At 62.8% G+C, this 11846-nt stretch carries 11 protein-coding genes and 1 riboswitch; of the genes, 3 read left to right on the top strand and 8 right to left on the bottom strand.

The window, feature by feature from the left end:
- Window positions 1-18: 18 nt before the first annotated feature.
- The 3 genes from BQ8794_RS12295 to BQ8794_RS12285 all read right to left on the bottom strand — a co-directional run bounded on the left by BQ8794_RS12295 (window position 19) and on the right by BQ8794_RS12285 (window position 2980).
- Window positions 19-930, bottom strand: a complete 912-nt coding sequence (locus BQ8794_RS12295) for a hypothetical protein (RefSeq protein WP_077377449.1) — start codon at window positions 928-930, stop codon at window positions 19-21.
- Between the two features lie 87 nt (window positions 931-1017).
- The gene (locus BQ8794_RS12290) at window positions 1018-1791 is read right to left on the bottom strand and encodes an ABC transporter substrate-binding protein (RefSeq protein WP_077377446.1); all 774 of its coding nucleotides are present in this window, start codon (window positions 1789-1791) and stop codon (window positions 1018-1020) included.
- Window positions 1792-1885: 94 nt separating this feature from the next.
- Window positions 1886-2980, bottom strand: coding sequence for a 2'-deoxycytidine 5'-triphosphate deaminase (locus BQ8794_RS12285; protein WP_077377551.1), 1095 nt, complete (start codon window positions 2978-2980; stop codon window positions 1886-1888).
- A 125-nt stretch (window positions 2981-3105) separates the two neighbouring features.
- A riboswitch (SAM riboswitch) is annotated at window positions 3106-3183 on the top strand.
- Window positions 3184-3256: 73 nt separating this feature from the next.
- Here BQ8794_RS12285 and BQ8794_RS12280 point away from each other — a divergent pair.
- On the top strand, window positions 3257-4447 hold the full coding sequence (locus BQ8794_RS12280; RefSeq protein ID WP_077377443.1) for an O-succinylhomoserine sulfhydrylase: 1191 nt from the start codon (window positions 3257-3259) through the stop codon (window positions 4445-4447).
- 46 nt (window positions 4448-4493) lie between these two features.
- Here the strand turns inward: BQ8794_RS12280 and BQ8794_RS12275 are convergent, their stop codons facing one another.
- Window positions 4494-5648, bottom strand: coding sequence for a ceramide glucosyltransferase (locus tag BQ8794_RS12275; protein ID WP_077377440.1), 1155 nt, complete (start codon window positions 5646-5648; stop codon window positions 4494-4496).
- 243 nt (window positions 5649-5891) lie between these two features.
- Between BQ8794_RS12275 and apaG the strand changes: the two genes are divergently transcribed.
- The gene (gene apaG, locus BQ8794_RS12270; RefSeq protein ID WP_023802187.1) at window positions 5892-6284 is read left to right on the top strand and encodes a Co2+/Mg2+ efflux protein ApaG; all 393 of its coding nucleotides are present in this window, start codon (window positions 5892-5894) and stop codon (window positions 6282-6284) included.
- A 178-nt stretch (window positions 6285-6462) separates the two neighbouring features.
- Here the strand turns inward: apaG and BQ8794_RS12265 are convergent, their stop codons facing one another.
- From BQ8794_RS12265 to BQ8794_RS12255, 3 genes are all read right to left on the bottom strand, one after another.
- On the bottom strand, window positions 6463-7473 hold the full coding sequence (locus BQ8794_RS12265; protein ID WP_167378714.1) for an Hsp33 family molecular chaperone: 1011 nt from the start codon (window positions 7471-7473) through the stop codon (window positions 6463-6465).
- A gap of 117 nt (window positions 7474-7590) precedes the next feature.
- A complete protein-coding gene (argF, locus tag BQ8794_RS12260) occupies window positions 7591-8502 on the bottom strand; it encodes an ornithine carbamoyltransferase (RefSeq protein ID WP_077377434.1) in 912 nt (303 codons plus the stop codon).
- Between the two features lie 16 nt (window positions 8503-8518).
- Entirely contained in the window at window positions 8519-9718 is a 1200-nt protein-coding gene (locus BQ8794_RS12255; protein ID WP_077377548.1) for an aspartate aminotransferase family protein, read from the bottom strand.
- A 355-nt stretch (window positions 9719-10073) separates the two neighbouring features.
- Between BQ8794_RS12255 and BQ8794_RS12250 the strand changes: the two genes are divergently transcribed.
- Complete coding sequence (locus BQ8794_RS12250; protein ID WP_077377431.1) at window positions 10074-10592, top strand: GcrA family cell cycle regulator; 519 nt, start codon at window positions 10074-10076, stop codon at window positions 10590-10592.
- 115 nt (window positions 10593-10707) lie between these two features.
- Here BQ8794_RS12250 and BQ8794_RS12245 read toward each other — a convergent pair whose 3' ends face one another.
- Window positions 10708-11715: a magnesium and cobalt transport protein CorA gene (locus tag BQ8794_RS12245; protein ID WP_077377428.1), complete on the bottom strand. Its 1008-nt coding sequence runs from the start codon at window positions 11713-11715 to the stop codon at window positions 10708-10710.
- Window positions 11716-11846: the final 131 nt, after the last annotated feature.

The raw sequence follows: 11846 nt of genomic DNA, 5'->3' as shown, positions 1-11846 counted from the left end.
GACTCAATTCATCCCGCTCTAGAGCTTGAGAACTGTGTCGGCGTCAAACTCATCCTGGTCGAGCGAGGTCACAAGGATCACGAAGCCGGCAGCAATCAGCGTCTCCTGTCGAACCTGCGTGCCCTTGGCCTTGGCTTCCTTGTTGATCTTGCGTCGTGCTTCTTGTGCCGCGGCCTCGGATTTGCGCAAGGCGATCAGGCGCATCTTCAGGGGATCGCCCTTCTTGAGGCCCAGCCAGACAGGCGTTTCGATGACCTCCTCGCGGCAGCTCTTCAGGTGGCCGATGAGATCGAACGCCGTGCCGCTGGCGTCGAGCCATCGCACATTCTTCCACGCCGCGCGCACGAGAACGTCGCCGCCTTGCGCCAGGACCTTTGCGATCCGCTCGGCCTGCAGATAGGCGCGGTCGCCGATGCGGATCTCGCCCGGTATCACCGGCACGCGGTCGATCAGCTCGGCCTCGCTCTGGTCGGTGATCTCGATGAAATCGAACTGCTCGCGCTCAAGCTCGAAGGCGCAGTGCATCCGCCAAAGGCCATTGTTCTTCTTCTCATGCACACCGGCCTTGGCAACCGCCGTCGCATCGAGGATGCGGATCAGCCGGCCTTTGGCCAGGCCTTTCTCCTCGCGCTTCAAAAGATACCCAATCAACTGCTGCAGCCACGGCCCTGCATTGCGCAGCCGGCCGAGCAACGCCACATCCGAGATGTCGGCGATCCCGCTTGCCGCCGCCCAGGCCACGACGCCCCGCATGCCCACCTTGCCAAGGCAATAAGCCAGCGTCAGGCGCAACAGATCAGTAGCCGACCTGACACCCCGCGGCCGCAGGAACGCCCTCGTCTCGCGAGCACTCCCTGTGATCAACTCTTCACCGCCGAGGAGTTCAATCGTCTCGGCCCAGCCGTCATCTACAAGCGATTCGTGAGTCATCGCAGCGTAGAATCACAACCGATTCCCCGCTGCAACACCTATCTTAGCGCATATGCCCTCGAGGGGGAGATTGGCAGCTTCAACCTCTCAATAGATATCGAAGTCGAAATATTTGGCCTGGATCTTCTTGTAGGTGCCATCGGCGACGATCGCGTCGATCGCGGCGTTGAGCTTTTCGCGCAGCGCATTGTCTTCCTGGCGCACGGCGATGCCGGCTTCGGTCTCCGTGCCCTTGACGTCGCCGACCATCTTGCAGCAGCCGTCGCTCGACTTCTTCATCCAGTCCATCAGCACGAATTTGTCTGAAAGGACGGCATCGAGGCGGCCGTTCGTCAAGTCGGTGACCGCCTCTTCCTGGGTCGGGTAGAGTTTTGCCTCGGCGCCGGCCTTGCCATAGACATCCTGGGCATAGTCGGCCTGGGTGGTCGAAGCCTGGGCACCGACCGTCTTGCCGGCGAGTGCCGCCGGTTCGGTCGAGGCAATATCGCTGTCCTTCAAGGCCACCAGCGAAAGCGGCGTCGTATAGTATTTGTTGGTGAAGGAGACCTGCTTCTTGCGCTCCTCGGTGATGCTCATGGACGCGATGATGGCGTCGAATTTTTTGGCCTGGAGCGCCGGGATCATGCCGTCCCAGTCCTGCGTGACAAGTTCGCATTCGACCTTCATCTGAGCGCAAAGCGCATTGGTGATGTCGATGTCGAAGCCGACGAGCTTGCCATCCGCGGTGATGGTGTTGAACGGCGGATAGGCGCCTTCGGTGGCGATCTTCAATTTTTCCTGTGCTTGCGCCGACAGGGACCCGGCTGACATCGCCAGCATGACGGCTGTTGCTGCCGATGCGATCCATCTTGAAATCTGCATTTTTTGTTCCCCTTGTTCAACCACCTTGACGGCTGGGCACAACCAAGCACGGCCCGTGGGGTTCAGGCAAGCACGGTCTGATCATAGGGGGCGATTAGCGCGCCGCGCGGAAATGCTTGGAGAGTTTCAGGCCCTGTGCCTGATAGTTCGAGCCGAGATCTGTGCCGTAGAGCGCCTGCGGCCGCTTCAGCATGTGCTCGTAGACCAGCCGTCCGACGATCTGGCCGTGATCGAGGATGAACGGCACTTCGTGGCTGCGCACCTCGAGCACGGCCCGGCTGCCGGTGCCGCCCGAGGCCGAATGGCCAAAGCCCGGATCGAAGAAACCGGCATAGTGGACGCGGAATTCGCCGACCAGCGGATCGAAGGGCGTCATCTCGGCGGCGTAGAGCGGCGGCACATGCACCGCTTCCTGGCTGACGAGGATATAAAATTCGTCCGGGTCGAGCACCAGTTCGCCGGCGCCGCTCTTGTAGAGCGGCTCCCAGAAATCGACGACATCCTGCGCGGCGCGCTTATCGACATCGACCAGGCCGGTGTGGTGCTTGCCGCGGTAGCCGACCAGCCCGTCCTTGTCGCCATCGAGGTCGATCGACAGTGCGATGCCGCCGCCGGAAATGTTCGGCGGCTCGGTGGCGACGAGCGTCTCGGCACGATGCAATTCGTGCAGCTCGCTTTCCGACAAAAGCGCATTGCCGGTGCGGAACCGGATCTGCGACAGCCGCGAGCCGGCGCGAACGACGATCGGAAAGGTGCGCGGGCTGACTTCCAGATAGAGCGGGCCGTTGTAGCCGGCAGCGATCTTGTCGAACTCGTGGCCGCGATCGGTCATCACCCGGGTGAAGATGTCGAGCCGTCCGGTAGAGCTCTTCGGGTTGGCCGAGGCGGAAATGTTTGCCGGAAGCGCCAGGCTCTCGAGCAGCGGCACGATATAGACGCAGCCCGTCTCCAGCACCGCACCATCGGCGAGATTGATTTCGTGCAGCTTCAGGCGGTCGAGTTTTTCAGCAACCCTGTGGTTGGGGCCAGGCAGGAACGAGGCGCGCACCCGCCAGGCCTTGTCGCCAAGCCTGAGGTCCAGGCTGGCCGGCTGGACCTGGTCGGCATCGAGCGCGCGCTGTGACTTCAGCGCGCCCGACTGGAACAGCTCGGAAATATCCTGATCCGGAAGAATGCCTGTCTGCCGCAAGGTCTGGCTCCGCTCCAAGGCCGGGCGTGGTCTCGTTCTGTCGCAGGTTCTTGCCGTCGAGCCCGCTGGTACAAACCTCTTAATCATGCCGGCAATTGACGCAAGCGCGGTGCAGGTCTAAAGGATCGTTATCCCGTGGTGATTTGGCCGGTCGGCTTGCAGCCACGTTAAACAAGTCGCTAAAGGACCGTCGGCCGAAAGGCCGTATGGACCGGTTGCGACTTTCGCGGCCGGTTTTTTTGTGTTTGGACCATTTTTTGTGTTTGGAACAAGGTGATGACGAGCAACACGCGCAACTGGAAGCCTCAGACCGCCCTCGTGCATGCAGGAACGCTGCGTTCCGGCTTCGGCGAAACCTCCGAGGCGATGTATCTCACGCAAGGCTATGTCTACGACACGGCGCAGGCGGCGGAAGCCCGCTTCAAGGGCGAGGAACCGGGCTTCATCTATTCGCGCTATGCCAATCCGACGGTCGACATGTTCGAGAAGCGCATGTGTGCGCTGGAAGGTGCCGAAGATGCCCGCGCCACCGCATCCGGCATGGCGGCGGTGACAGCGGCGTTGCTGTGCAGTGCCCGGGCGGGCGACCACATCGTGGCGGCGCGCGCGCTGTTCGGCTCCTGCCGCTGGGTGGTCGAGACGCTGGCGCCGAAATACGGCATCGAGGCGACGCTGGTCGACGGCACCGAAATCGCCAATTGGGAAAAGGCGGTCAGGCCCAACACCAGGTTGTTCTTCCTTGAAAGCCCGACCAATCCAACGCTGGAGGTCGTCGACATCGCAGCCGTTGCCTCGCTTGCCGATTCGATCGGCGCGCGGCTGATCGTCGACAACGTCTTTGCCACGCCCTTGCAGCAGAAGCCGTTGCAGCTCGGCGCCCATATCGTCGTCTATTCTGCGACCAAGCACATCGACGGCCAGGGGCGCTGCCTCGGCGGCATCATCCTGTCGGACAAGAAGTGGATCGACGAGAATTTGCACGACTACTTCCGCCACACCGGTCCGAGCCTCTCGCCCTTCAATGCCTGGACGCTGCTGAAGGGCCTGGAGACGCTGCCGCTGCGCGTGCGCCAGCAGACGGAAAGTGCCGGCCGGATCGCTGACTTCCTCGCCGAGCGATCGGAAATTGTCCGCGTCATCTATCCCGGCCGCGCCGATCACCCGCAGGCGGCGGTCGTCAAGAAGCAGATGTCGGGCGGCTCGACGCTGATCTGCCTCGACGTCAAGGGGGGCAAGCAGGCGGCCTTCGCCTTCCAGAACGCGCTCGATGTTGTGCTGATCTCCAACAATCTCGGTGACGCCAAGAGCCTGATCACCCATCCAGCGACGACGACACACAAGAATCTGAGCGACGAGGCGCGGGCCGAACTTGGCATCGGGCCAGGCACGCTCAGGCTGTCCGTCGGACTGGAGGACACTGACGACCTGCTCGAAGACATCGAGCAGGCCTTGAAAGCCGCTGGATAGGGATACGCGCCGAACTGCTCCGCTCTAATCTGCAAAGCAGGCGCGGTCAGGCGCCCGACGGCGTCTTTTCCAATTCCGCAACGGCGCTGGTGTGGATGGTCATCGTGTTGCCGCGCCAGTCGACGGCACCGCTGAGCCAGCCGCGCACCCAGATGGCGGGAAGCATCACGTCCCTCGCAACCATCGCCGGGATCATGCGCAACGACAGGTGCCAGCCCTTGGCCGAGGCGAGAGCGTATTCCGGGAGATAGGCGACGATCAGCACGGCGATGGCGGTTGCCGACAGGCTGAAGCCGGCGCCTGCTGCCGCAACCAGCGCAAGCACCAGCGGCGGCGCCGCTCCGATCAGGATCTCGGGCGCGAAGAACAGTGGGAAGGTGACGCGACGCAGGCGTGCCCAGCGGGCCTGGCGCGACCAGATTTCGCCAAATGTGCGCAAACCGAGCGGCTGCTCGAAGGGCGAGGCAACGAGATTGACGCGCAGTCCGAGCCCGTTGACCAGCTTGGTCGCAGCGGCATCCTCGGCAATCTCAGCAGCAAGCGCTCGGATGCCGCCATTGGCGTCGAGCAATGGCTTGTTCCACAACATGCTCTTGCCCTGGGCAAAACCGAGCCCGATCGCCTCGCCAGCATATTGCCAGCGCGCCTGCAGCGTGTTGAGGAAAGCGCATTCGACCTCCGCCCAGAACCCGTCCGGCCGCGAGCCGATCGGCGTCGAGCAGACGAGGCCGGTGTCCTGCCGCCATGCCGTCATCAGATGCTGGACATAGTCGCTCGGCATCAGGACGTTGGAATCGGCAAGGATGACCCAGTGGTGGCGCGCGGCCTCCCAGCCCTTCACGCAATTGTTGAGTTTCGGATTGCCGCTGATGCGGTCGTCGCCGACCAGCAGCCGGGCCGGCACGGCTGGAAAGCGGGCGATCGCATTGGTGATCGGCCCGACCACCGGGTCGTCGGCATGGGCGACGCAGAAGATGAGCTCATAGTGCGGCCAGTCGAGAGAGAAGGCGCGCTCGAGCGTCTCCTCGATAAACGGCTCGACGCCGCGCGACGGCACGACGATCGACACCGGCGGCGCCTTGCCGGCTGGCGGCGTGATCCTGCCAGGCCGCTTCAGCTTCAACGAAGCGAGCAGGATGCTGGCGAGATTGACAAGGAGCAGAGCTATGGAAAGCAAGGCGGCTGTGACTGTCAATTCCATCAATATCTGGTCGCTCCAGAAAAAACCGGCCGCATGAAAGCCGTTTTCAACAGTTCGACTGAATGCTGAGTCGCCCGGCCCTGCACACCATCATTGTCATGTGTCACTCAAATGACATTGTTGTTCGGCACCTGCGCTCAACAGATTCGGGCACCGATGGCAGGCACCGAACGAGGGGAGGTGCCCCGTTGACCGAACTGCGGAGAGCGTCGAATGTTCCGTCTGCATACTGTGGAGTAATTTATGTACAGCGCCGTCACGCGCGACATCGAAGTGCAGGTCAGGCCGTTCTATCTGGAAGATCGCTCCGACCCGTCGGAGAACCGCTATGTCTGGGGCTACCAGGTGACCATCGACAACCAGTCGGATGAATTCGTGCAGCTTCTGTCACGCTACTGGCAGATCACCGACGGCACCGGCCGGGTCGAGGAGGTGCGCGGCGCCGGCGTTGTCGGCGACCAGCCTGAACTCAATCCCGGCGACAGTTATCAGTATACGTCTGGCTGCCCACTCTCGACGCCATCCGGCATCATGGTCGGCCACTACACGATGCGCAACAAGCGGGGCGAAACGTTCGACGTCGCCATCCCCGCCTTTTCGCTCGACCTGCCGGGCACGCGGCGGACGGTGAACTGAGAGAGATAGATGGCCGGAAGGTCGTGCTGCCCCTCATCCGCCTGCCGGCACCTTCTCCCCGTATAGTGAACGGGGAGAAGGGAACCTAGTCGCAACGCTGGCGCCCCCTCTCCCCGTTCTTCACGGGGAGAGGGTAAGGGTGAGGGGCAGCGCCAACGCTTCGTCGGTGATTTCAATTCTATTGAGCCGCAGCAAATTCCGCCGGGTCGAAGTCATATTGCTTCGAGCAGAATTCGCAGGCGACGTGAATGCCGCCATCCTCGGTGCTGTCCCTGATCTCGTCGGCGGAGAAGCCTTCGAGAATGCCGCGGATCTTCTCCCTGGAGCATGAGCACTGGTCGGCTACCGGCACGCCGCCGAAGACGCGCACGCCGTGCTCGTGGAACAGCCGGTAAAGCAACCGCTCGGCGCCGATCGTCGGGTCGATCAGTTCCGTCGGCTCGATGGTGCCAAGCAACGCGAGCAGTTCCTGCCAGGAATTGTCGGCCGGATCATGGATCTCCTCGCGCGGATCGCCGTCGCCACCCGGAAGGTCGGGCACGCGCATGCGTTCGGGCGATTGCGGCAGGAACTGCGCCAGGATGCCACCGGCGCGCCATTGCTCGCGGGCACCGCCGATGCCGGGCGTCAACAGCTTGGCCACCGAAAGCCTGAGATCGGTCGGGATCTGCTCCGACTGCCGGAAATAGGTGCGGGCGGCCTCCTCCAGCGTCTCGCCGTCGAGCTGGACGATGCCCTGATAGCGTTGCGTGTGGGCGCCCTGGTCGATAGTCAGCGCCAGGACACCGCTGCCGAGCAGCGTCCGCTGCGAGGTCTCGCCGGCAGACGTCAGCGCCTCCAGCCGGTCGGCGTCGAAGCGGGCATAGGCGCGCAGCGCATGCGGCGTGGAAAAATCCGCCACCAGCATGTCGACCGGCCCGTCGGTGCGGGTCTGCAGGATGAACTTGCCTTCGAACTTGAGCGAGGTGCCGAGCAGAACCGTCAGCACGCAGGCTTCCGCCAGCAGGCGGGCGACCGGCTCGGGATAGTCATGACGGCTGAGGATCGCGTCAAGCATCGGCCCGAGTTGGACGGTGCGGCCGCGCACGTCGAGCGGCCCGACCTCGAAGGGCACGACATGATCGTCGCCGGCGTAGCCGAATTCGCCGAGTTTGGGTTGATGTTCAGCCAATTGACGGGTTTCCAACATGACAAAGCTCCGGGGCGCGGCGATGCCGCCCTCCGGGGCGCATGCGTCGAAACGCGCTCGATTTGCGTGATGCGCCTGAGATAGGCATCACGCACTGCCGGATCAAGGCGGCCCGGATCAAGCGCCGAGGCACCAAGCCAAAACCGCCTTTTGGGCGTGGAGCCGGTTCTCGGCCTCGTCGAACACCACCGAATGCGGCCCGTCGATGACTTCGTCGGTGACCTCCTCGCCGCGATGCGCCGGCAGGCAGTGCATGAACAACGCGTCGGGCTTTGCTTTCGCCATCAGTGCCGCATTGACCTGATAGGGTGAGAAGACATTGTGGCCGCGAGCACGGTGCTCCTGGCCCATCGACACCCAGCAATCGGTGACGACGCAGTCGGCGTCGTGGACGGCTTCCTCGGGCGAGCGGGTGAAGTTCAACATGCCGCCATGCGCCCTCGACCAGTCGACATGCTTCTGCGCCGGCTCGCTGCCTTCTGGCACGGCGACGTTGAGGTTGAAGCGGAACTGCGCCGAGGCCTCCAGCAGCGAATGCAACACATTGTTGCCGTCGCCGGTCCAGGCGATGGTCTTGCCGGCGACCGGGCCGCTATGCTCCTCGAAGGTCATGATGTCGGCCATCAGCTGGCAGGGATGGGTATCGTCGGTCAGCCCATTGATGACGGGGACGGTGGCGTTCTCGGTCAGCTCCAGCAGGCGGTCATGCGATGTGGTGCGGATCATGATCGCATCGACATAGCGCGACAGCACCTTGGCCGTGTCGGCGATGGTTTCGGAGCGGCCGAGCTGCATCTCGGCGCCGGTCAGCATGATGGTCTCGCCGCCGAGCTGGCGCATGCCGACGTCGAAGGACACGCGCGTGCGCGTCGACGGCTTGTCGAAGATCATCGCCAGCACCTTGCCTTCAAGCGGTTTTGTCCGCTCGCCAGCCTTGAGCCTTGCCTTTCGCACGACGGCATCGTCCAGCATAAGGCGCAGATCGCCCTCGGAAACGGCGGAAAGATCGGTGAAATGGCGAAGGCTCATGTGGGTCTTCCGACTGTTATTTCGCCGCAGCCGCGGCGATGGCGTCCGACAGGCCCCGGGCGCCGGCGCGGATGCGGTCGAGCGCCTCATGGATCTCGGCGTCGGTGACGGTGAGCGGCGGCAGCAGGCGAAGAACGTTGTCGCCGGCCGGAACCGCCAGCAGATGCTGGTCGCGCAACGCCATGTTCACCTTGGTGTTGGGCGCGGCGCATTTCAGGCCAAGCATCAGGCCCGTGCCTCTGATGTCTTCGATGACATCGGGAAACTCGTCGGCGACACCCGCCAGCCCCTGCTTCAGCAGCAACGCCTTGCGCTGCACATCCTCCAGAAATCCGTCTTCCAGCACCACGTCGAGCACGGCGTTGCCGACCGCCATCGCCAGCGGATTGCCGCCGAAAGTGGTGCCGTGCACGCCGGCGGTCATGCCGACGGCGGCCTCGTCGGTGGCGAGGCAGGCGCCCACCGGGAAGCCGCCGCCGATGCCCTTGGCGACCGCCATGATGTCGGGCGTGACGCCAGCCCATTCATGCGCGAACAGTTTTCCGGTGCGGCCGATGCCGCACTGGACCTCGTCGAAGACCAGCAGCAGATCATGCTGTTCGCAGAGCTGCCTCAGCCGCTTCAGCGACTGCGTCGGCACCGGGCGAATACCGCCCTCGCCCTGCACCGGCTCGATCAGGATCGCGGCGGTCTCTGATGTGATCGCCTTTTCGGCGGCGTCGATGTCGTCGAAGCCGACCTGGTCGAAACCTTCGACCTTGGGGCCGAAACCTTCCAGGTATTTGTACTGGCCGCCGGCGGCGATGGTCGCCAGCGTGCGGCCATGAAAGGCGCCTTCGAAGGTGATGATGCGAAAGCGCTCGGGATGGCCCTTGACGAAATGGTAGCGCCGCGCCGTCTTGATGGCGCATTCCAGCGCCTCGGCGCCGGAATTGGTGAAGAACACCTTGTCGGCGAAGGTTGCGTCGGCCAGCCGCTCGCCCAGACGGCTCTGCCCCGGAATCTCGTAGAGGTTGGAGACATGCCAGAGCTTGGCCGCCTGCTCGGTGAGTGCTGAGACCAGATGCGGATGGCTGTGGCCCAGCGAATTCACGGCAACGCCGCCGCCAAAATCGAGATATCGCTCGCCCTTGTCGGTGACCAGCCAGGTGCCTTCCCCATGGTCGAAGGCCAGGGGTGCGCGGGTAAAGGTCTCGAAAAGCGCCGAACCGCTCATTATATGCGTCTCCGGAACCGGAAAATCAAAAAGCCGCCAAAGCGGCGGCCTTTGCGGCTTATCGTGTTTTTCGGCCATGAAGTCAACGAAAACGTCGCGCAAGGACGCGCGGCAAGCTTTCCAGCGAGACGCCGGCTCATCAGCGACCGGGCAAGTTGGGGAAAACCGAAAAAACCGATTCGTGTTGGCCCTCGGACTCTTGTCACCGAGTCAGCGCATAAGGTAATTGTAGGTCGAGAAATAACTAGATTTCGTGCGGCGGACCTAATCACCCGATATATGTGGTGTCTGCCCGGCGAAAGCCGGATCGTGGAAGGATTCCGATCGCCGCACATTTCAGCAGGAGCGCGGTCTCATGAATTGGACTGACGAGCGGGTAGAACTTCTTAGAAAATTGTGGTCGGAGGGGCTGAGCGCCAGCCAGATCGCCGCACAGCTTGGGGGTGTCAGCCGCAATGCTGTCATCGGCAAGGTGCATCGGCTGAAACTGTCGGGCCGCGGACGCGCGACTGCCACGCCGGCACGCCAGAAGAAGAGCGTGCAGGGATCGACCGTGCAGAAATCGGTGTCGCGGGCGGCAAGCACTGCGCGGCATATCACCACGTCGATCGGCGCGACCGCGCTGCAGGCGCAATTCGACGCCGTACCGATGACGCGTCATTATGTCCGTCCGGTCGAGAACGTCGTCGTGCCGATCTCGCGACATCTGCAGCTCGTCGAATTGACCGAGCGGACTTGCAAATGGCCGAATGGCGATCCGCTTTCGGAAGAGTTCCATTTCTGCGGCAACGACGCGGCCGAAACCGGACCCTATTGCAAGTATCACGCCCGCGTCGCGTTCCAGCCCGCTTCGGAGCGGCGGCGGAGTAGATAAGGGAATAGGGGAGTAGGGCAGTACGGGAGTAGGTAAAGATTAGGCTTTGTGAGTGCGACCCTTGGCAACGCACTACATACTCCCTTACTGCCCTACTCCCTTACTCCCATCTCTTTCACAGCCAGCCGCTCTTGCGGAATCGCCAGTAGAGGAACGTGCAGATCGAAATAATCGCCGCCAGCACGATCGGATAGCCATATTCCATCCTCAGTTCCGGCATGTCGTTGAAATTCATGCCGTAGATGCCGGCGAGCGCCGTCGGCACCGCCAGGATGGCAGCCCATGAGGCGAGCTTCTTGGTGATCGCCGTTTCCTGGCTCTGGCCAACCAGAAGGCTCGCCTCGAAGGCAAAGGCGAGAACCTCCCGCAAGCTGTCGATCTTTTCCTGGACAGTGCGGATGTGATCGGTGACGTCGCGGAACAGCGGGTGCATGGCGGCATGGATCTGCGGCAGATCGGCGCTGGTCAGCCGGCGGCAGACTTCCACCAGCGGCAACGCTGCATTGCGCAGGCGCAAGAGATCGCGGCGCAGCATGTAAAGCCGTTCTATGTCGGAGCCGGTCATCGGCTTCAGCAGAACCTTGTCCTCGATCGCCTCGACCTCATCCTCGATCTGTTCGAGCACCGGCATGTAGTTGTCGACGATGAAATCGAGAATGGCATAGAGGACGAAATCCTCGCCCTTGGCCAGCGAATGCGGGCAGCTTTCCCAGTGCTGACGAACGGCGGCATAAGAAGTCGAGGGACCGTGCCTAACGCTGACGATGTAGCCGGCACCGACGAACAGATGGGTCTCGCCGAAGGTGACACGACCATCGATCAGTTGAGCCGTGCGGGCAACGATGAACAAGGCGTCGCCATATTGCTCGATCTTAGGCCGCTGATGCGGATGTTCGGCGTCCTCGATCGCCAGATCGTGCAGATGGAATTGCGCCTGGACGCGAAGCAACAGGTTGCGATCGGGCTCCAGCAGGCCGATCCAGACGACATGGCCCGGCTTCTTGGCCCATTCGCCGGCTTCCTCGATCGGAATGTCGGCGACACGCCGGCCGGCGGTATAGACGCTGGAAGCGACGATGGCCGATGTCGGCGGGGCCGGCGTCAGGTTCCGAACGGTTTCCATCGCTACCTCCTGAAGGCATGGCCTCGGGTCAGGATCAGGAACGTTCGGTAAAGCTTAGCCTAAATCAGCAATGGGTTCGAGAGGCAGCCGTTCACTTCGGAGGGGTATCGGGTGAGTTAACGTGGGTTTTG

Origin of the sequence: Mesorhizobium prunaredense, assembly GCF_900156895.1 — a bacterium.
GTDB lineage: Bacteria > Pseudomonadota > Alphaproteobacteria > Rhizobiales > Rhizobiaceae > Mesorhizobium > Mesorhizobium prunaredense.
The sequence above is the reverse complement of the archived record's forward strand: the minus strand, read 5'-3'. Positions and strand labels throughout refer to the sequence as shown.